Annotated in this window: 16 protein-coding genes; 5 read left to right on the forward strand and 11 right to left on the reverse strand. The window is 72.8% G+C overall.

Annotation, left to right across the window (positions count from 1 at the left end; translation table 11 throughout):
- The first annotated feature begins 354 nt into the window (after window positions 1–354).
- Window positions 355–561 carry a DUF3073 domain-containing protein gene (locus tag B9L22_RS03395; RefSeq protein ID WP_021482112.1) on the forward strand — a complete coding sequence of 69 codons (207 nt, stop codon included), beginning with the start codon at window positions 355–357 and terminating at the stop codon, window positions 559–561.
- Window positions 562–776: 215 nt separating this feature from the next.
- On the opposite strand, the gene purM is transcribed toward B9L22_RS03395, so the two are convergent.
- From purM to B9L22_RS03410, 3 genes are all read right to left on the reverse strand, one after another.
- Window positions 777–1,910 carry a phosphoribosylformylglycinamidine cyclo-ligase gene (purM, locus tag B9L22_RS03400; RefSeq protein WP_086149201.1) on the reverse strand — a complete coding sequence of 378 codons (1,134 nt, stop codon included), beginning with the start codon at window positions 1,908–1,910 and terminating at the stop codon, window positions 777–779.
- Window positions 1,911–1,967: 57 nt separating this feature from the next.
- Window positions 1,968–3,515 (reverse strand): amidophosphoribosyltransferase, encoded by a 1,548-nt coding sequence (purF, locus tag B9L22_RS03405; protein WP_031315107.1) that lies wholly within the window; start codon window positions 3,513–3,515, stop codon window positions 1,968–1,970.
- Between the two features lie 78 nt (window positions 3,516–3,593).
- Window positions 3,594–4,469 carry a hypothetical protein gene (locus tag B9L22_RS03410; RefSeq protein ID WP_143317040.1) on the reverse strand — a complete coding sequence of 292 codons (876 nt, stop codon included), beginning with the start codon at window positions 4,467–4,469 and terminating at the stop codon, window positions 3,594–3,596.
- A gap of 527 nt (window positions 4,470–4,996) precedes the next feature.
- On the opposite strand from B9L22_RS03410, the gene B9L22_RS03415 reads away from it, so the two are divergent.
- From B9L22_RS03415 to B9L22_RS03430, 4 genes are read left to right on the forward strand one after another with little or no spacing between them, the layout of a single operon-like run.
- Window positions 4,997–6,055 carry a sulfate ABC transporter substrate-binding protein gene (locus B9L22_RS03415; RefSeq protein ID WP_086149203.1) on the forward strand — a complete coding sequence of 353 codons (1,059 nt, stop codon included), beginning with the start codon at window positions 4,997–4,999 and terminating at the stop codon, window positions 6,053–6,055.
- Window positions 6,056–6,058: 3 nt separating this feature from the next.
- Window positions 6,059–6,949 carry a sulfate ABC transporter permease subunit CysT gene (cysT, locus tag B9L22_RS03420; RefSeq protein WP_086149204.1) on the forward strand — a complete coding sequence of 297 codons (891 nt, stop codon included), beginning with the start codon at window positions 6,059–6,061 and terminating at the stop codon, window positions 6,947–6,949.
- Window positions 6,942–7,817 (forward strand): sulfate ABC transporter permease, encoded by an 876-nt coding sequence (locus B9L22_RS03425; protein ID WP_086149205.1) that lies wholly within the window; start codon window positions 6,942–6,944, stop codon window positions 7,815–7,817. Before cysT ends, B9L22_RS03425 begins: the two co-directional genes overlap by 8 nt.
- Entirely contained in the window at window positions 7,814–8,872 is a 1,059-nt protein-coding gene (locus B9L22_RS03430; RefSeq protein ID WP_086149206.1) for a sulfate/molybdate ABC transporter ATP-binding protein, read from the forward strand. Before B9L22_RS03425 ends, B9L22_RS03430 begins: the two co-directional genes overlap by 4 nt.
- A 4-nt stretch (window positions 8,873–8,876) precedes the next feature.
- Here the strand turns inward: B9L22_RS03430 and B9L22_RS03435 are convergent, their stop codons facing one another.
- From B9L22_RS03435 to B9L22_RS03470, 8 genes are all read right to left on the reverse strand, one after another.
- The gene (locus B9L22_RS03435; RefSeq protein WP_143317042.1) at window positions 8,877–9,353 is read right to left on the reverse strand and encodes a hypothetical protein; all 477 of its coding nucleotides are present in this window, start codon (window positions 9,351–9,353) and stop codon (window positions 8,877–8,879) included.
- Between the two features lie 143 nt (window positions 9,354–9,496).
- On the reverse strand, window positions 9,497–14,257 hold the full coding sequence (locus tag B9L22_RS03440; RefSeq protein ID WP_233139670.1) for an ExeM/NucH family extracellular endonuclease: 4,761 nt from the start codon (window positions 14,255–14,257) through the stop codon (window positions 9,497–9,499).
- Window positions 14,258–14,577: 320 nt separating this feature from the next.
- Window positions 14,578–14,949, reverse strand: a complete 372-nt coding sequence (locus B9L22_RS03445) for a sterol carrier family protein (RefSeq protein ID WP_043656540.1) — start codon at window positions 14,947–14,949, stop codon at window positions 14,578–14,580.
- Window positions 14,950–14,979: 30 nt separating this feature from the next.
- Window positions 14,980–16,530 carry an RNB domain-containing ribonuclease gene (locus B9L22_RS03450; protein ID WP_233139679.1) on the reverse strand — a complete coding sequence of 517 codons (1,551 nt, stop codon included), beginning with the start codon at window positions 16,528–16,530 and terminating at the stop codon, window positions 14,980–14,982.
- A gap of 188 nt (window positions 16,531–16,718) precedes the next feature.
- Window positions 16,719–17,603: an ABC transporter ATP-binding protein gene (locus B9L22_RS03455; RefSeq protein WP_086149208.1), complete on the reverse strand. Its 885-nt coding sequence runs from the start codon at window positions 17,601–17,603 to the stop codon at window positions 16,719–16,721.
- Window positions 17,603–18,520: an ABC transporter ATP-binding protein gene (locus B9L22_RS03460; protein ID WP_021483201.1), complete on the reverse strand. Its 918-nt coding sequence runs from the start codon at window positions 18,518–18,520 to the stop codon at window positions 17,603–17,605. Before B9L22_RS03460 ends, B9L22_RS03455 begins: the two co-directional genes overlap by 1 nt.
- Complete coding sequence (locus B9L22_RS03465) at window positions 18,517–19,680, reverse strand: ABC transporter permease (RefSeq protein WP_086149209.1); 1,164 nt, start codon at window positions 19,678–19,680, stop codon at window positions 18,517–18,519. The genes B9L22_RS03460 and B9L22_RS03465 overlap by 4 nt, the downstream gene beginning before the upstream one ends.
- Window positions 19,673–20,668 (reverse strand): ABC transporter permease, encoded by a 996-nt coding sequence (locus B9L22_RS03470; protein WP_086149210.1) that lies wholly within the window; start codon window positions 20,666–20,668, stop codon window positions 19,673–19,675. The genes B9L22_RS03465 and B9L22_RS03470 overlap by 8 nt, the downstream gene beginning before the upstream one ends.
- Window positions 20,669–20,703 lie beyond the last annotated feature (35 nt).

Raw genomic sequence — 20,703 nt, forward strand, 5'->3', positions numbered from 1 at the left:
CAGCACGACGCCAGTACCTTCCATTGTCGCAGCATGCGGATTTCGGGCGACTTGACGGACGGGTGAATTAGGCGCTCTATGGTCGGATCGGCCGGATAGGCGCTCCTGCGGCATACGAGAGCGTTGCCGCAGGTGGTCCGCGGGGGCTCTCCGCACCGCCGGACCCGGTCCGGGCGAGGCCGCGCGGTGGAGACTGTGTGACGGTAGGCACGTCCGCGGCTCGACCAGGGTCTCTGAGTGGATGGAATAGGCCCTGAGCATGTACCGTTGGACCCTGAACAGACGAAACTACACCCCGGGGCCGCACGTCTGAGTACGTTGCCGCCCCGCTTCTACGTTGAGGGGGTCGGAGCCATGGGCCGCGGCCGTCAGAAGGCAAAGCAGACCAAGGTCGCTCGCGCGCTGAAGTACTACAGCCCCGAGACGAACTACAGTGCGCTCGAGCAGGAGCTCACGGGTCACAGCCGTACGGATGTCGTGACGGACTCGCGCTTCGGCGCCGAGCCGGACGACCTCGAGCGCTACGACCAGCGCTACAACGACTGGTCCGACGACCGCTGACGGTCGTCCGCGACACCCCCTCCGCCGTCTCGCACGGACGCACCTGACCTCGACGGCGCCGTCGCCTGCCCGCAGGCGGTGGCGCCGTCGTCGTGCGTCCGCGACGGATCACCCCCACCGCGACGTCCTTGACGGATGGACCCCTCGCGCCCGCGGGAACGGAGCACTGGCCGGGCCGACGCCGCGATCCGCGCGCCGACCCGACCGGGCGGTGATCAGGAGCGGTAGTCGCCGACGAGCCGCACCGCGCCCGCCTGGACGCCCTTTGTGCCGGCGACCAGGTCGCCGTCGGCGAGGTCGCGGGCCGCGTCCGGGTCGAAGGCCTCGACCGTGCCGAGCACCCACGCGGGCACGCCGAGCGCGGTGCACCGCGCCAGGGCGGCGTCGACGCCGTCCGCGCCCACGACCGCGACCATCCCGACGCCGAGGTTGAGGGTGCTCTCGAGGTCGCCGCGCGGCACCCCGCCCAGCTCGCGCACGACGCGGAAGACGGGCGGCACGTCCCAGCTCCCCCGGTCCACGACCCCGACGAGCCCCGCCGGGAGGACACGCGCGAGGTTCGCGGCCAGGCCGCCGCCCGTGACGTGCGTGAACGCGTGGACCTGGGCGGCGTCGTCGGCGGCCAGGGCGAGGCAGTCGCTCGCGTAGACGCGCGTCGGGGTGAGCAGCTCCTCGCCGACGGTGCGGCCGAGCTCGTCGACGTGCCGCTCGAGGCCCCAGCCCGCGTGCTTCAGCACGGCGCGCACGAGCGAGTAGCCGTTCGAGTGGAGGCCCGACGACGCCATGGCGACGAGCACGTCGCCCTCGCGCACGCGCTCCGGGCCGAGCAGGGCGTCCGCCTCGACGACGCCCGTCGCCGCGCCCGCGACGTCGTACTCGTCCTCGCCGAGCAGGCCCGGGTGCTCGGCCGTCTCGCCGCCGACGAGCGCGGTGCCGGCGACCTCGCAGGCTGCGGCGATGCCCCGCACGATGCCCGCGATGCGCTCGGGCACGACCTTGCCGCACGCGATGTAGTCGGTCATGAACAGCGGCTTGGCGCCCACCACCACGATGTCGTCGACGACCATGCCGACGAGGTCGAAGCCGATCGTGTCGTGCACGTCGAGCGCCTGGGCGATCGCGACCTTGGTGCCGACGCCGTCGGTCGACGTCGCGAGCAGCGGACGGCGGTAGGTCGCGACCTCGGAGAAGTCGTAGAGCCCGGCGAACCCGCCGACGCCGCCGAGGACCTGCGGCCCGTGGGTGCGGCGCACGGCGTCCTTCATGAGCTCGACGGCCTTGTCACCGGCCTCGGTGTCGACCCCCGCGGCGGCGTAGGTGAGGCCCGTGCGGGGCGAGTCGGCAGTCATGGTGTCGGCTCCAAAGGTGTCTCGCGGCGCGCGCGCCGGTGGTGCGGAGGGTGCGGGTCAGGGGTGCTGGAGGGCGCCGGCGCCGCCGGCGGTCACCGAGAGGCTGCGCAGCCCGTCCTCGGGCGCCCCGAGCGGGAGCTCGGCCTGCTCGAGGAGGTGCTTGCCGAGCTGGTCGTCCGGCGGCAGCTCGATGGGGTACTTGCCCGTGAAGCACGCCGTGCAGAGCTGGGACGACGGCTGCTCGGTCGCCGAGATCATGCCCTCGGTCGAGATGTAGCCGAGGCTGTCGGCACCGAGCGACTGGCCGATCTCGTGCGGCGACAGGCCGTTCGCGATGAGCTCGGCGCGCGACGCGAAGTCGATGCCGTAGAAGCACGGCCACTTCACGGGCGGCGAGCTGATGCGCACGTGCACCTCCGCCGCGCCGGCCTCGCGCAGCATCCGCACGAGCGCGCGCTGCGTGTTGCCGCGCACGATCGAGTCGTCGACGACGACGAGCCGCTTGCCGCGGATCACGTCGCGCAGCGGGTTGAGCTTGAGCCGGATGCCGAGCTGGCGCAGCGTGTCCGACGGCTGGATGAACGTGCGGCCCACGTAGGCGTTCTTCGTGAGCCCCTGGCCGAACGGGATGCCCGACTCGGCGGCGTAGCCCACCGCGGCGGGCGTGCCGGACTCGGGGACCGGGATGACGAGGTCCGCCTCGACGGGGTGCTCGCGGGCGAGCTGGCGGCCCATCTCGACGCGCGCCGCGTGCACCGAGCGGCCGTTGATGCTCGTGTCCGGGCGGGCCAGGTAGACGTACTCGAAGACGCAGCCCGCGCGCTCGATGGGCGCGAACCGCTGCGAGCGCAGGCCCTCCGCGTCGATCGCGATGAGCTCGCCGGGCTCGACCTCGCGCACGAAGGACGCGCCCACGATGTCCAGAGCCGGGGTCTCGCTCGCGACGACCCAGCCGCGCTCGAGGCGGCCGAGCACGAGCGGGCGCACGCCCTGCGGGTCGCGCGCGGCGTACAGCGTGCGCTCGTCCATGAAGACGAGCGAGAACGCACCGCGCAGGCGCGGGAGCACCTCGAGCGCCGTCGCCTCGAGCGTGTGGTCGGCGTCGCCCGCGAGGAGCGCGGTGACGAGCGCGGTGTCCGTCGTGTTGCCGCGCGCGAGCTCGCCGCGGCGCTGGCTCCCGTAGCGCTCGGCGACGAGGTTGACGAGCTCCGCGGAGTTCGTGAGGTTGCCGTTGTGCCCGAGGGCCACGGTCCCGGACGCGGTGGCGCCGAGCGTCGGCTGCGCGTTCTCCCACGTCACGCCGCCCGTGGTCGAGTAGCGGCAGTGCCCGACGGCGATGTGCCCCGTCAGGGCGTTGAGGGCCGTCTCGTCGAAGACCTGGGAGACGAGGCCCATGTCCTTATAGACGAGGATCTGCTCGCCGTTGCTCGTCGCGATGCCCGCCGACTCCTGGCCGCGGTGTTGCAGCGCGTAGAGCCCGAAGTAGGCGAGCTTGGCGACCTCCTCGCCGGGCGCCCAGACACCGAAGACGCCGCAGGCGTCCTGGGGGCCTTTCTCGCCGGGCATGAGGTCGTGGTTGAGAAGTCCATCTCCGCGGGGGGCCACGTACCTCAGTGTCCCACAGCAGGCGCGTCGGGACCGAAGCGCGCGGCCATGCGGACGGCGCACGTCTCGACGGGGCCGTCATCGGCGCGATACAGCGACGGACGCAGTCCGCTTGCGCTCCTCCCAGTCGTCGAGACGCGCCGCCGGCGCGGACAACCACGCACCGGGCCGGCTCAACGACCGCATCCACCCGCGCCCAAAAGCTCCACACGCGGCGACGCCCAGGAGCCCGACGAGCAGGAGGACGGCGATCACGAACACTGAGGCCGCCGTCCCCCGCTCGCCAGCGATCCGCGCGAGGTAACCGACTACTGCGGTCAGCACCGAGATCGTCGTGAGGATCGCTAGAGACGCGGGCACCACGACACCGGGTAGCGATTGCCACATCGCAGCGATCCATACGAGCGCTACGAGGGTGAGGACACCTACCGCCACGATCCGGGCCCAAACGGAGAGGGGAGGGACATCGAGGACGTCGCTCGACGAGACAGCGACGATGCACAGCACAACCCAGGTGATCACGAAGACCAGGCCCGCCAACGCTGCACTCCGCAGAGGGAACGAGCGCGCAGCGCGACGGCGCAGAAGCGTGCGACGCCTGTCATCAGCCCGGAGCTGGTCCCGCACCTGATCCGTCACCTCGATGACCGAGCCCAGCCGCACGGCTTCGTTCGCCAGCCACACCACAAGGAGCCAGGCGACCGTGCTCAGCACCTGCCACGGTCCCTCACGGTCGGTCATGGTGTCGAGCGCGACCACCGCCGCAAGGCCGGTGAACCCTAGCGTGACCACGTACTGCACCGTCGCGACGCGTTCCAGACGGAACGCTCGCGCTTGAAGTGCGAGATCCGGAGTCTCGGACGCCCGCGCCTCGTCAGCTATCGCGTCCCCGCGGGCCGCAGAGGACTCCAGTGAGAACGCGACGGCGATGGCTACCGTCGAGATGATGCCCAAGAGGACAGCGTGCGCGGCCGGCCCCGTCGCGAAGTACCCGCCGACGCCGGAACCGACCATTGCTAACGGGTCCACGTCAGACCTCGGCCCACCCGGCAAGAGCGAGCCGACACCCAGCGCGAACACGATCCCCGTTGCGGCCAGCGCAACCCGGGCGTAATCACGGAGCCGAGGCCCCGACTCCCGCACTTCTCTCCCCTGACACGCGGCGCAGAGCGCGATGCAGAGCCCCATTCGGCTCCGCACCTCTCTCGAACGATCGTGCGATCCGCAGCGTGCGCAGACTCTTGCCCCCATGAACCGTGACCGTACTCAGGCGCACCGACACTGATCGTCTGGCTGCGCGGCTCAGCAGCACCGTTCACGGTGGCGTTACGTCGTCCCACCTGTCGGTCGGGGGTTTCGCTGCGTGGGAACGCCGCGCTTGAATCTCGACTTACCCGACCGCGGGGATCCAGTATGGCCGCCGCGCCGGGCCCGTTCCACCACCGCTCCCGCTCCCCGGGACCCCGACGAAGGACGACACCATGCGACGCCTCCGGACGACGATCACCCTCGCGGCTGCCGCGGCAGCCACCGCCCTGGTCCTCACCGCCTGCGCGCCGACCGCCGTCGACGGGTCGGGCGGGGGCGACGCGAGCGGCGACGGGGGCTCCGACGTCGAGCCCACGACGCTCTCGCTCGTCGGCTTCGCCGTGCCGAAGGCGGGCAACGACGCGGCGCAGGAGCTATGGGGCGAGACCGAGGACGGCCAGGGCGTGACCTGGGAGACGTCGTACGGCGCGTCCGGCGACCAGAGCCGCGCGGTCGCCGACGGGCTGGACGCCGACTACGTGCACTTCTCGCTCGAGGGCGACGTGACGCGCCTCGTCGACGCGGGCCTCGTCGCCGAGGACTGGAACGCGGGCGAGAACAAGGGCATCGTCAGCCAGTCCGTCGTCGTCCTCGTGGTCCGCGAGGGCAACCCGAAGAACATCCAGAGCTGGGAGGACATCGTCCAGCCCGGGGTCGAGATCGTCACCCCGAACCCCGGCTCGTCGGGCTCGGCCCGCTGGAACATCCTCGCCGGGTGGGGCAGCGTCATCGCGAACGGCGGCTCCGAGGAGGACGCGACCGAGTACCTGCGGAAGTTCTTCACCAACGCGGTGGCGCTGCCCGGCAGCGGCCGCGACGCGACGACGGCCTTCACGTCCGGCACCGGCGACGTCCTGCTCTCCTACGAGAACGAGGCGATCCTCGCGCGGCAGAACGGCGAGACGTTCGACTACGTGGTCCCCGACCAGACGCTCCTCATCGAGAACCCCGCCGCGGTGACGGTCGACGCCGACCCCAAGGCGCAGAGCTACCTCGACTTCGTCCTCACGCCCGAGGGCCAGGAGGCGTTCGCGCACGTGGGCTTCCGCCCGCTCACCGGCGACGTCGACTTCGAGGTGGAGGGCGCGAACGACCCGAGCGACCCGTTCCCGGCCGTCCCCACCCTCCTCACCATCGCCGACGACTTCGGCGGCTGGTCCGCGACCAACGACAAGTTCTTCGGCGACGAGGGCCTCGTGACGAAGATCCAGGCCGAGACCGGGAAGCAGTGACCGGTGGCCTCGACCCTCGTTGAACGACCGGGCCGGGCGGCGCGCGAGCGCCGCCCGGCCCCGGCCGCGCCTCCCGGCCGCACGCGCCGTCGGGCGCCCAACGGCCCCTACCGGCTCACGGCGACCTCCGGCCTCGGGCTCGGCGTCGCGCTCGTGTGGTTCTCGGCGCTCGCCCTCGTCCCGCTGATCGCGGTGCTCGTCGAGACGTCCGTCGGCGGCTGGCCCGCCTTCGTCGCCGCCGTGACGCAACCGCAGACCGCCGCGGCGCTGACCCTCACGGTCACGCAGGCGCTCGCCGTGACCGCCGTCAACGTCGTCATGGGCACGCTCATCGCGTGGGTCCTCGTGCGCGACCGGTTCCCCGGCAAGCGGCTCCTCGAGGTGCTCATCGACATCCCGTTCGCGCTCCCCACGATCGTCGCCGGCCTCGTGCTGCTCGCGCTGTACGGGCCGTCGGGGCCGCTGGGGATCGACGTCGCGAACACGCGCGCCGCCGTCTTCCTCGCGTTCCTGTTCGTCACGCTGCCCTTCGTGGTGCGCAGCGTCCAGCCCGTGCTCGCCGAGCTCGACCGGGACGTCGAGGAGGCCGCCGCGTCGCTCGGCGCGACGCGGGCCACGACCTTCCGCCGCGTCGTCCTCCCGGCCCTCGCGCCCGCGATCACCGCGGGCGCCGCGCTGTCGTTCGCGCGCGCGATCAGCGAGTACGGCGCGCTCGTCCTGCTCTCCGGGAACCTGCCGATGCGCACCGAGGTGGGCTCCGTGCGCATCCTCAGCTACCTGGAGAACGGCCAGCCCGAGCAGGCGGTGGCCGTCGCGTCGGTGCTCCTCCTCGTCTCGCTGCTCGTCATCGCGACGATCCAGCTCCTCCAGCGCAGGGTGGCCCGCCGTGGATAGCTCTCCCTGGGTGCGCCGCGCGCTGCGCGCCGTCGTGGTCGTCTACCTCGTGCTGCTCGTCGGGTGGCCGGTCTCCCTCGTCGTGCGCGGCGCGTTCGCCGACGGGCTCGAGACGTTCCAGCGCGCTCTCGCCGACCCGTCCGTCGTCTTCGCTCTCCAGCTCACCGCCGCCGTCGCGGTGCAGGTCGTGCTGATCAACACCGTGTTCGGCGTCGGCATCTCGATGCTCATCGTCCGGTACGACTTCCCGGGCAAGGCGCTCCTCAACGCCCTGCTCGACCTCCCGCTGTCCGTCTCCCCGATCGTCGTCGGGCTCTCGCTCGTCCTCGTGTACGGGAAGAACGGCTGGTTCGGCGGCGCCCTCGAGGACGCCGGGCTCCAGGTGATCTTCGCGCCGCCGGGCATCGTCCTCGCCACCGCGTTCGTGTGCCTCCCGCTCGTCATCCGCGAGGTCGTGCCGGTCCTCACGGAGCTCGGCACCGACGAGGAGCTCGCCGCGACGAGCCTCGGGGCGAGCCGCCTCCAGACGTTCCGGCGCATCACCCTGCCGGCGATCCGGTGGGCCGTCGTCTACGGCGTCGTGCTCACGCTCGCGCGCGCCCTCGGCGAGTTCGGCGCGGTCAAGGTCGTCTCCGGCAACTTCGAGGGCCGCACGCAGACGTCCACGCTGCTCGTCGAGCAGCGGTACCAGGACTTCGAGCAGGGCACCGCCTACGCCGTCGCGTTCCTCCTCGCGTCGGTCTCCGTCGCGTGCATCGTCGCCGTGACGTTCCTGCGCTCCGACGACGCCGCCGGCCCCCGCCCCCGCCGCTCCCCCCGCACCGTCAGGTCCACCCGCACCGCAGCCCCCACGGAGGCCGACGCATGAGCATCGAGATCCGCAACGTCCGCAAGACCTTCGGCGACTTCATCGCGCTCGACGACGTCTCCGTCTCCGTGCCGACCGGCCGCCTCACGGCGCTGCTCGGCCCGAGCGGCGGCGGCAAGTCCACGCTGCTGCGCGTCGTCGCCGGGCTCGAGGTGCCGGACTCCGGCCAGGTCGAGATCGAGGGCCGCGACGCCACGAACCTGCCCGCGCGCCGCCGCAACGTGGGCTTCGTCTTCCAGCACTACGCGGCCTTCAAGCACCTGAGCGTCGCGCGGAACGTCGCGTTCGGGCTCGAGATCCGCCGCACGCCGAAGGCCGAGATCGCCGAGCGCGTCGACGAGCTCCTGCGGCTCGTGCACCTCGAGAGCTTCGCGCACCGGCTGCCGTCGCAGCTCTCCGGCGGGCAGCGCCAGCGCATGGCGCTCGCCCGCGCGCTCGCGATCCGCCCGAGCGTCCTCCTGCTCGACGAACCGTTCGGCGCGCTCGACGCGAAGGTCCGCAAGGAGCTGCGCGACTGGCTGCGCCGCCTGCACGACGAGATCCCCGTGACCACGGTCTTCGTCACGCACGACCAGGAGGAGGCGCTCGAGGTCGCGGACGAGATCGTCGTCGTCAACGAGGGCCGCATCGAGCAGGTCGGCACGCCCGACGACCTCTACGACCGCCCCGCGAACGACTTCGTCATGGGCTTCCTCGGGCCGGTGACCCGCCTCGGCGGCGTCCTCGTCCGCCCGCACGACGTCCACGTCGAGGTCCTGCCCGACGGCGGGGCGGGCCTCGACCCGTCGGCGCACCGGGGCGTCGCGATCGGGGACACGGCGGACGCGGCGGGCGTGACCGGCGTCGTCACGCGCACGACGCGCGTGGGGTTCGAGGTGCGCGCGGAGGTGACCGCGGGCGACGAGGTGGTGTCCGTCGTCGTGACCCGCGCGGAGGCGCGGACGCTGGGCCTGGCGCCCGGCGTGGCGGTGCGGCTCTCCCCCGCCGCCGGCGCCCCGACCGGTACGGCGTCCGAGCCGGCGGACCGGCGCGTGGCCGAGCCGCTCGTCGGCTGAGCGGTCAGCGGCGCCCGCGCAGGCTGCGGCGGTCGGCGACGACCGCCCACACGCCCGCGACCGCGGCGCCGAGCGCCGCGCACGTCACGAGGATGACCGTGAAGTAGACGCCGGGCTTGAAGACCGGCGCCGCGGCGGGCGACTGGAGCCACGCCCCACCGATGCCCAGGCCGAGGACCGTGCCCAGGAGGATACCGACCGTGAAGAACGCGCGGTAGCGGGGGGCGCGGCGGACCGTCGCCGGGTCGACCACGGACTCGATCTCGACCTCCTCGCCACCGGCAGAGGCGGCGTCGTGGGACGCCGCGCCGAGCGTCTCGTCCGTCCCCGTCCCCGGGCCGGCGGTCCCGGACCCGGAGGCCCCGGGCTCGGCGGCCTCGGACCCGGCCTCGGGGCGCGCGGCGTCGGGCACGACGGCGTCGGGCGCGGCGGACGGGTCGGGGGCCGTGCCGTCGGGCACGCGGGACTGCTCGGAGCTCACGAGCACGACCCTACCCGCGCTTCCTGGGACTCCCCGCAGAGTCCTCGCCCCGGACGCACCGCGACCCGGGCCCGTCGGACGGGACCCGGGTCGCGGGACGTGGCGTCGCCTCCTCGGCGGCGCCGCACGGCGTCAGGCAGGCGTCAGCCGCAGGTCTGACCCTCGAAGGGGATCTCGTACTCCTGCGTCACACCATCGAGCGTCGCGGTCACGGTGACCGTCCCGCCCTCGACCGACGTGGCCCGGGTGTTGAACGACTGGTAGGCGTTCTTGCCCGGCTGGAGGTTCGGGAACCGCTTGGAGCCGTAGGGCGTCTCGAGGACGACCTCGACCGGCGCGTCCTCGCCGTTGGTGGCGCGGACCGCGAGGTGGACGAACTTGCCCGTGCAGCGCGCGGTGGCCTCGAGGTTCACGAGCTCCACCGTCGGGGCCGCGGCCTCGACCGTGACCGGGATGCGCGCCGTCGTGCCGCTCGGCGACGCGACGACCCACAGGTCGTACTCGCCCGCCGCGGCGTCGGCTGGGACCGTCGCCGTCAGGGTCGCCGCCCCGCCCGTGACCGTGGCGGTGCCCGCCGGGGTGCCCGGGGCCGCCGGGTCGAACGTGGCGTCCGCGGCGACGAGGTACCCGTCCACCGACGTGTTCACCGGCGACCCGAGCGACGTGAGGTCGAGGCCCGAGAGCCCCACGCTCACGTCGGAGCCCGCCGTCACGGTGCCGGGCAGCTCGTCGACGACCACGCGCGAGCGGTCGAACGACGGCGACACCGGCGAGCTCTGCTGCAGGTACGCGATCCACGCGTCCCGGTCGACCAGACCGGAGTCACGCGGGTCGGTGCCGTCCGTGAACACGCGGAAGTTGTCGCCCCCGGTGGCCAGGAACGAGAACGTCGCGACGCGGTACTCGCCGGCGGGGTCGATCGGCTCGCCGTCGATCGTCACGGACGAGACGTTGCTCCCCGGCGCCGCGTTCGGGTCGGCGGTGCTCGCCGTCCACGACACGTTGTCCGAGAGCCCCAGGGCGAGGTACGGGCGCGACGGGCGGTTGCCGTTCGCGTCCGTCTGCCACTGCTGCTCGAGCATCTCGACGACCTGCTCGCCCGTGAGGGTCACGGTCCACAGGTTGTTGACGAACGGCAGGACCGCGTTGGCCTCGGCGTACGTGATGACGCCGTCGTCGCCGTGCAGGAGCTCGGCACGCAGCCCGCCCGGGTTGACGACACCGATGTCCGCACCGCCGCGCGCCGGGTCGGAGAGCGTCGCGAGGAGCGAGTCCGCGACGAGGTTGCCGAGCGTCGACTCCGAGGCGCGGTCGTCACGCCCGGACGTCGGGTTCGGGCCGGGGCCCACGTACGTCCCGCCGGGACCCGTGTACGCGCCGCCCGCGAACGCGGTCGTGATGTCCGCGGTGACCTCGCCGATCGGCTGCGCGCCGATGACCTCGGCCTGCTGGAGCGCCGCGTCGACGATCGTCTTGACCTCCGCGACGCGCGGGTACGTCGCGACCAGGGTCGCGTCCTCCGCCTTCGTGCGGGCCACGTTCTGCGCCGTGTACGCCGTGACCTCGTGGGTCGCGGTGTCCACGGTGAGCGACACGTGCCCGATGAACTCGCCATAGTTGCCGGTCTGGACGATCGGGCGGGTCTTGCCCGGGACGCCCGGGACGGGCGCGTCCCACGCGTACTGCTTGTGGGTGTGGCCCGTGAAGATCGCCGCGACGCGCGCGTCGGTCTCGTTGACGATGTCCGCGAAGGCGCCGCCCGCGGCGACCTCCTCCTCGAGCGTCGCGCCGTCGGGCGTGCCCGCGGACGCGCCCTCGTGGACGAGGCCCACGACGACGTCCGCCTCGCCGTTCGCCGGGTCGCCGTCCTGGAGCTGGGCGGTGACGCGGTTGAGCGCCTCGACGGGATCGCCGAACTCGACGTCGGCGATGCCCGACGGCGTGACCAGCGTCGGGGTCTCCTCCGTCACGACGCCCACGAAGCCGACGTCGAGGCCGTCGATCTCGACGACCTGGTACTCCGGCAGCGCCGGGTTCGTCGTGCCCTTGTCGTAGACGTTCGCGCCCAGGTAGGCCCAGTCGGCCTCGTCGGTGACCCGACCCGTGAGGTCGTCCATGCCCTGGTCGAACTCGTGGTTGCCCACCGCGGACGCCGCGAGGTCGAGCGCGTTCAGCACGTCGATCGTCGGCCGGTCCTCCTGGAGCGCCGACGCGAACAGCGAGGCGCCGATGTTGTCGCCCGCCGAGACGAAGGCCGTCCCGTCGGGGTTCGCCGCGCGCAGCTGCTCGATCGTGCCTGCGAACTTCACCGTGTTGGCGTCGATGCGACCGTGGAAGTCGTTGATCGCCAGCAGGTCCAACTGCGTGGTGCCGGGCTCGGCGGCGCCGAGCTGGAGGCCCACGAGGACGGGGTCGTGGTCGGACGACCGGAACGGCGTCGTGTCGTAGAGGATCGACGCGTTGTAGTTGTACCGGCTGTACTCGTTGGCGATCGGCTCGACCGAGTTGATGTTCCACACGTCGGTGCCGGTGACGGCGTCCGCCGCGGCCGGCGACGCGAACACGTGGTCGAGCGACCCGACGTACCCGTCGAACAGGTAGGTGTGCTCGCCCGTCGACGCACCGAGGTCGGTGTAGCCGGCGTCCTTGAGCACCTGCAGCGGATCCTCCTGCTCGTAGGAGTTGAAGTCGCCCGCGAGCAGGACCTTGTCCGTCCCGGCGTCGGCCGCGACGTCCTCGGCGAAGGCGACGAGCGCCGTCGCCTGGCCCACGCGCGCCTTGTTGTACGCGCCCTGGCCGTCGCCGGTGTCCTTCTGGTCGGCGGGCGCGGAGTCGCTGCCGCCCTTCGACTTGAGGTGGTTCGCGACGACGAGCACGTCGTCGCTCGCCGCGTCGTCACCCTCGGTGATCCCGCCCGCGGGCTGGAAGACCTGGGCGAGCGGCTCGCGCGCGTTCGAGAACGCCGGGTCGTCGAGCAGGATCACGGAGTCGCCGACCGGCTCGGCCTCGGCCACCTGGTAGATGTACGCGAGGCGGATGACGTCCTCGTCCGTCGGCACGGCGGCCGGGGACGGGACGAACGCCCACTCCTCGGCGCCCGCGGCCGCGTTGAGCGCGTCCACGAGGTCCGACAGCGCCTGGTCGCGGTCCTTGCCGAACGGCTCGGAGTTCTCGATCTCCATGAGCGCGACGACGTCCGCGTCGAGGGCGTCGATCGCCGCGACGATCTTCGTCTGCTGCCGCTCGAGGTTCGCGGCGTCCGCCGCGCCGCGCGCGTCGCAGCCCGTGCGGACCGTGACCGGGTTCCCCGCGCGGTCCGTGTAGAACTGGCAGCCCGCGACCTGGTCGCCCGTGGTCGTGAAGTAGTTCAGCACGTTGAACGTCGCGACGGAGAGGTCGCCCCCGACCTCGGCCGGAGCGTCCTCCCGCGTGTTCTCGAACGTGACCGGCTGCACCGTGGCGGCGTTGCCGCCGTCGCCCGCGGTGAGCTGCGTGCGCGGCTGGAACGTCCAGGCGTCGAACCGGTAGTCGAGGATGACCGGCGTCGTGAACGACACCGCCGCACCCACGCGCGCAGGTGCCCCGCCCGTGAGATACGGGAGCGGGACGCCCTTGTTCGCGGTGTTGTTGAAGTTCGTCGTGGCGCCGTCGTCGAGCACCACGGCCCGCGCGGCACGGTCCGCGACGGCGGCCGCCGCCTCCGCGCTGCCCGGCCGACCGGCCGACGTCGGCTGGACGAACGGGTCCGTCCCCGCGGCGAGCACGAACGACCCGTAGTAGTTCGTGTCGTAGTTGTCCGCGACGACGTAGTCGCCCGCCGGCTGCACGAGCATGCCCTCGAGGACCTCGCGCTCGGCGTCGGTCGCGGGGAACGCGACGTTCGCGGGCTTGACGTCCTGCGCCGCCTCGTCGAGCACGGTCCAGCCGCCCGCCGCGGGCGTGATCTGGGTGAGCGTGAAGTACTCGGACACCGCGCCCGTCACCTCGACGTGGTCACCGACCGCCACCGCGGCCGCGCCCGCCTTCGAGTAGACGAAGATCGCGTCCGACGCCGTGTGCGACGCGTCGAGGTCGCCGCCCGTGCCCTCGGTCTGCAGGTAGAAGCCGTCGTAGCCGCCCGTGGGGTACGTCGCGGTGACGACGCCGCGCGTGGTGACCGTCTGCCCGACGAGCGGGCTCGCCGCCCCCGTGCCCTGGATCTCCGCGATCGGGACGACCTCGCCCGGCTCGGGGCCCGGGCCGCCGCCGTCGTCGCCGCTGTTCTGCGGCGTCACGGTGCTGGAGAGCGTGAGGTCCTTGCTGTTGTCGTCCGTGTCGGCGTACCCGGTCCGGTTGATCGAGGCGGGCACGTTGTTGGCCGACGGCGCAGGCCCCACGGCCGTCTCGAACGTGTTCGAGGTGCCGTACCCGATCAGGTCGACGACGTTCGCGGCGCCCGCGGCGTTCCCCGCCGGCAGCGTCACCGGGGAGGTCGACCGCACGAGCGCGAGCGTGCCCGTCGTGCCCGACGGGTTGAGACCGCCCGTCGCGTCGGGCGTGGGCAGCGCGGCGCCGTTCGAGCCGTTCGACCCGCCCTGCACCAGGTAGTAGCCCCCGGGCGCGACCGAGCCGGTCAGCGCGGTGACGCCCGTGAAGGCGCCCGTGCTCGTCGCCGAGCGGTACTGCAGCGACATCCCGGAGAGGTCGATCGCCGCCTGCGTGGGGTTGTACAGCTCGACGAACTTGTGGGTGTACGGGGCGTTGGCGCTGCCGCCGCTCAGGTAGGCCTCGTTGATGACGAGGCCCGACCCGTCGGGCGCCGCGCTCGCGGCGGTGGCCGCCGCGACGGAGAACGGCACGGCGAGGGCCACGGTCAACGTGCCCGCCACCACCCTCCGTCGCCGCAGGTGCTGGTGGTCGGTCACGCTGACTCCTTCATCTCGTGCGGACGGCCGGGCAGCAGCTCGCGCGTTCCCGTGGGTCGGGGACGAACCTCGGACGGGGCGACACCCTGCCTCCGCGGGACATCGCACCTCACCTGGATGAACGTGCGGTTGCTGCCGTGTCACCGCCACGAGAACGCCAGCGCACGTCGTCGTGCCGCGAGCGCCCGCGCGGACGGCGGCCGGTCATCCTGGGACGCTAGTCCCCCGCTCCGCGCTCCGCCAGACCGGCCCCAAGAACGTTACGCACCGGTAACACGCTCGCCGTCCGCGAGCGAAGTCCGAGGCCCCCGCCGCGGGGGTCAGCGCGGCCGGGCCGCCTGGAGCGGCAGCAGGAAGGAGATGTCCGAGCGCTCGCCCGACGCGCGGACGCGCCCGTCCGCGACGGCGTCGGCCCAGGCGACCGCCCCCGTCACGAGGCCCAGCCACGTCTGCGGGTCCGTCTCGACGACGTTCGGCGGCGTCCCGCGCGTGTGCCGCGGTCCCTCGACCGCCTGGACGGCCCCCGCGGGCGGCACGCGCACCTCGACCGTGTGCCCGGGCGCGACGTCGGCGAGCTCCTCGAGCGTGAACCGCACCGCCGTCGTCACGGCGCGGCGGTCGGTGGGGTCGTCGCGCCACGTCGCCAGGGCGAGGCGGCCGGCGGCGGGGTCGGTACGGCGTCGGGCAGGCACGAGGACCAGCCTAGGCCGCGCGGCCCGGCGTCAGCCGACGGTGAACCGGACGCGGCGCCCGGGCACCGACGCCTCGCGCAGCGTGGCGCGGACCGGGTCGCCGAGCGGGAGGTCCGTCCCCTCGACGGGAGCGCGCACCGCGGGGTCGGCGAGGACCACCTGGCCGCGCCGCGCCCCGCCCGCCCCGTCGGCGTCCTCGCGCTCGAGACGGCGTGCGCGCTCGCGGTCGTCCTCGACGTCGACCACGACGCCGTCGAACTCCTCGCCCTCGCGACCGGTGAGCAGCGCGGCCTCGACGACGTCGACGATCGCGCGCTCGTACGCGCTCGCGCGCTGGCCCGTGCGGGCCATGGTGCGCGGCAGGCCGGGCAGGGCGTCGAGCACCCACCGCGGCACGTCCTCCCCCGCGCACAGCGCGAGGCACACCTCGGTGCCGTAGCGGTCCACGAGCCGGCGCAGGGGCGCCGTGACGTGCGCGTACTCCGCGCCGATCGCGGCGTGCGCCGCGTCGTCGGGCACGCCGGGCTCCTGGCCCGTGCCGCCGAACGCCTCGTACGACGCGCCCCGGAACAACGACGTCGCCTCGTTGAGGAACGCGGCGTGGCGCGGGACGCGCGAGTCGAGCGTCGGGACGAGCTCGGCGTACGGCGTCTCGCGCGGCCAGTCGATGCCGAGCGCGCGGGCCGTGCGGCGCAGGCGCGCGAGGTCGCGCGGGTCGGCCTCCGGCAGCGCGCGGAAGACGCCGACGCCCCCCGCGCGCATGATCCGCGCCGCCGCGATGCCCGTGAGCAGCGACACCTGCGCGTTCCAGGCCTCCGCCGGGAGGGTCGAGCGGAACTCGAGGCCGAACGAGCCGTCGTCGCGCGTGACGATCTCCTGCTCCGGGACCTCGAGCGACACCCCGCCGCGCTCGCGCTCGCGCGCGAGCCGCAGCTCGCCCACCTCGCGGAGCAGCAGGAGCGCGTCCCCGGGGCCACCGGCGTCGATCCGGGCCTGCGCCTCGTCGTAGGTGAGGCGCTGCGTCGAGCGCACGACGGCGCGCCGCACCGTCGCGTCGAGGATCTCGCCGCGGGCGTCGAGCACGACGCGCCACGCCGCGGCCGGGCGGTCCTCGCCCGGCAGGAGGCTCGCCGCACCCTCGGACAGCACGGCCGGGTGCAGCGGGGTGCGACCGTCGGGCGCGTAGAGGGTCGTGCCGCGCTCGTGGACCTCGGCGTCGATCGCGCCGCCCGGCACGACGAACGCGCCGACGTCGGCGATCGCGTAGTGCACGACGAACGCGGCGCCCACCGGGTCGTCCGGCGCTCCCCCGGCCGGCTCGAGGTGCAGCGCCTGGTCGAGGTCCATCGAGCCCGGCGGGTCGATCGTGACGAACGGGACGTCGCGCAGGTCGACGCGCCCCGGACCGTGCACCGCGCGGTCCTCGCGCACGACCTCCTCGGCCTCGACGAGCACCCCGTCCGGGAAGCTCTCCGGGACCTCCATCTCGCGGCGCAGCGCCGCGAGCGCGTCGGTGACCAGCGCGGTGGTGCTCGGGGCGGAGGGCTCGGGTCGCGCGAGGCGCAGGTGACGGGCGGGCACGAGCCCGACCCTACCCACCCGTCGCCGGGCACGTCCTGCGTGGCAGGACGGACGACGACGGACGGGGCGAGCGCGCGGGCCAGGGCGTCCGACTGACCTGGCCCGCGCGACGCGCACGCGTCACCACCGACGCGTGCCGCCGGGCAACCCCCGCTGCCCGGACGATGAGGGGACGGGCGACGCCCGTCTCACATGCCGCGCGTGCCGAAGCGGTCGCGGACGACGGCGTCGCCCCCGCCCGCCGCGGCCGCGGCGAGCTCGCGGCGCACCTCCTCGCGGAGGCGGCCGTGGTTCTGCGGCTCCGGCGCCGCCCCGAGGAGCAGCTTCGTGTACTCGTGCCGCGGGTCGAGGATGACCTGGTCCGACGGCCCGCGCTCGACGACGTTCCCGCGGAACATCACGAGGATCTCGTCGCTGAAGTGCCGCGCCGTCGCGAGGTCGTGCGTGATGTAGAGGACGCCGAGGTTCTCCTCGCGCTGCAGGCGCGCCAGGAGGTTGAGCACCCCGAGCCGGATCGACACGTCGAGCATCGACACGGGCTCGTCCGCGACGAGGAACCGCGAGCCGGGCGCGAGCGCGCGGGCGATCGCGACGCGCTGGCGCTGGCCTCCCGACATCTCGTGCGGACGCTTCTCCGCGAACGTCCTCGGGGGCGTGAGGTTGACGCGGGTGAGGAGCTCGTCGACGGCCGCGTCGAGCTCGGCGGCTGTCTTCGCGAGCCCGTGGATCCGCAGCGGCCGCTCCAGGTGGTGGCGGATCGAGTGGAACGGGTTGAGCGACGCGAACGGGTCCTGGAACACCATCTGGACGTCGTGCCGGTAAGCGGACAGAGCGCGGCCGTGCCGGGCGGACGGGACCCCGTCGAGCAGGATCTCGCCGGACGTCGGCGTCTCGAGCTTCGCGATCATCCGCGCGACGGTCGACTTCCCGGAGCCCGACTCACCGACGATGGCGATCGTCTTGCCCGGCTCGAGCGTGAACGACACGTCGTTCACCGCGCGCAGCCGCGACCGCTTCCACCCGTTGCGGATGACGAAGTCCTTGGTGAGGTTCCGGATCTCGAGCGTGCCCATCAGGCCACCCCTCCCGTGCTGTCGGCGGTGTCCTCGCCGGACCGGACGAACCCGCCCCGGTCGCCCGTCAGGCTCGGGAACGACCCGAGCAGGCGGCGCGTGTACTCGTGCGCGGGCGCGTTGTAGATCTCCTCGGCCGTGTTGAGCTCGACGATCTCGCCGCGGAGCATGACCGCGATCCGGTCGCTGATCTCCAGCAGCAGCGGCAGGTCGTGCGTGATGAAGACGACGGCGAAGTCGAACTGCTCGCGCAGCCGCATGATCTCGCGCAGGATGCCCCGCTGGACGACGACGTCGAGCGCCGTCGTCGGCTCGTCCATGATCATGACCTGCGGCTGGAGCGCGAGGGCCATCGCGATCATCACGCGCTGGCGCATGCCGCCGGAGAGCTCGTGCGCGTAGCTGTCGAGCCGGTTCGGGTCGACGCCGACGAGCTCCAGCAGCTCACGGCTGCGCTCGAGCTTGTCCTTCGCGGACATCCCCGGGCGGTGCGTCGCGAAGACGTCGAACAGCTGGGCCTTGATGCTGATCACGGGGTTGAGGGAGTTCATCGCCCCCTGGAAGACCATCGAGACCTTGTCCCAGCGGAACGCCCGCAGCGAGTCCCCGGACAGGGCTGCGACGTCGATGTCGTCGCCGTCCTTGTCGTGGAGGACGATCTCCCCGCTCGTGCGCAGCGCCGGCGGCTTGAGGAGCTGGTTGAGCCCGTACGCGAGGGTCGTCTTGCCGCAGCCGGACTCGCCCGCGAGGCCGAGGATCTCGCCCCGGTGCAGGGTCAGGGACACGTCCTTCACGGCCTGCACGACCGGGTTCACCTGGTACTCGATCGAGACGTTCCGCGCCGTGAGCACCGGGATCGCGCCGGGCGGGGCCCCGAAGTCGCCCGCGGCCTTCGCGGTGAGGGTCGGTGTGCTCATGACTGGACCTTCTCGTCGTCTCGGGCCGGGGTGCTCGCCGGGCCGTCTGCCGTGGCGGCAGCGCCGGCGGCCGGCGCGGTCGCCGCCGCACGCTTCGCGCGCTGCTTGCGGGCGAGCCGGACGTTCTTGACCGCGGCGGGCGCCGTCCGGAGCCTCGGGTTGATGATCTCGTCGATGCTGAAGTTGATGAGCGCGAGCCCGCACCCGAACAGCGCGATGAGGAGGCCCGGCGGCACGAACCACCACCAGCGTCCGTAGGCCATCGCGTTCTGCGTGCTGGCCTCGTTGAGGATCGTGCCCCAGGTGACCGACCCCGACGGCCCGAGGCCGAGGTACGAGAGACCGGCCTCGCTGAGGATCGCGAGCAGCACGGCGCCCAGGAAGTTCGCCGTGAGGAGCGGCAGGAGGTTCGGCAGGATCTCGACGAGGATGATGCGCGGCGCCTTCTCGCCCGCGACCTTGGCCGCGTAGACGTAGTCCCGGCTCCGCAGCGACCGGGCCTGCGCCCGCAGCACGATCGCCGCGCCCGCCCAGCCGGTGATGCCGAGGATCAGGGCGACGAGGAAGAGCGAGCGGGACTCCAGGTAGGCCGAGATCACGATGATCAGGGGGAGCCCGGGGATCACGAGCATGATGTTCGTGACGAAGGACAGGACCTCGTTCGTCCAGCCCCCGACGTAGCCGGCGAGGATGCCGAACAGGAGCGAGAGGACCATCGCGATCACGCCCGCGAGGAGGCCGACCGTCAGCGAGCCGAGGCCTCCGTGCGCGACCTGGGCGAAGATGTCGACGCCGATGTTGTTCGTGCCGAGCAGGTGCTCGGTGCTCGGCGGCAGGTACGCCGGGTTCGATGTCGCCCGCGGGCTCTGGCTGAACAGCGGCGTCACGACGGAGAAGAGCACGATCCCGAGCGTCAGCACGAGGCCGACGACGAGCTTGCCCGAGCGGCGCGGGAGCATCGCCCGGATACCGCGCTTCGGCGCGGAGCTCTCCGGGACGGGCTCGCCCGCGACGACGGCCTCGGGCGGGGCGATGGGCACGTCCGGCACGATGCCGGCGGTCCGGTTCTCGGGCGGCAGGCCGTCCACCACCACGGAGGCGGCGGGGGCGGCGTCCGCCGCAGGCGTCACGGTCTCGGCATCACGGGTGGGGTCAGCCATTGTTCCGCGTCCTCGGGTCGATGATGCCGTTGATCAGGTCCATGAGGAAGTTCGCCGCGAGCACCACCACGGTGATCACGAGGAAGGCGCCCTGCATGAGCGCGTAGTCCTTCGCCTGGACCGCGGTGAAGAGCAGCTTGCCGATGCCGGGGTAGCTGAAGGCCTGCTCCATGACCACCGACCCGGCGACGACGAAGCCGAGCGCGATGCCGAAGCCCGTGACCGACGGCAGGACCGCGTTCCGCGTCGCGTACGTCAGCGCGACCCGGAAGGGGCGCAGGCCCTTGGCCTCGGCCGTCGTGACGTAGTCCTCGGCGGTGGTCGAGACCATCATGTTGCGCATCCCGAGGAGCCAGCCGCCCATCGCGGACAGGATGATCGTCACGGCCGGGAGGGTGCCGTGGTAGATCACGCTGCCCACGAAGTCCCACGACCACTCGGGACCGCTGTCGAACTCGAAGATGTCGTACGCGCCCACGATGGGGAACCAGCCGAGCGACACCGAGAAGATCGAGATGAGGACCAGGGCGAGCCAGAAGTACGGCACCGCCTGGAGGAAGGTCGACGCGGGGATGATGTGGTCGACCCAGGTACCGCGCTTCCAGCCGACCCACGCGCCGAGGCCGACGCCGAGGAGGAACGCGATGATCGTCGCCAGCCCGACGAGGCCCACCGTCCAAGGGAGGGCCTCGCCGAGCAGCTGGCTCACGGGTGCCGGGAAGTACAGGACCGACGTACCCAGGTCACCCGTGAAGATGTTCTTCCAGTACGCGAGGTACTGCTCCCACAGGGAGGCGTCGTCACTGCCGAAGAGGACGTCGACGCTCTGGATGAGACCAGGGGTCAGCTCGCCGTTCTTCCGGAGCATGGTGTCGAGGTAGATCTGCTTGGGGTCACCAGGGATCGCCCGCGGCAGGAGGAAGTTGAGCGAGACGGCGGCCCAGAAGGTGACCACGTAGAACGTGATCCGCCGTGCGTAGTACCTCATGCGACTGACTCCTCGTTCACCCGAGCTCCTCTTCG

Origin of the sequence: Cellulosimicrobium sp. KWT-B, assembly GCF_002127155.1 — a bacterium.
Taxonomy (GTDB): Bacteria; Actinomycetota; Actinomycetes; order Actinomycetales; family Cellulomonadaceae; genus Cellulosimicrobium; species Cellulosimicrobium funkei.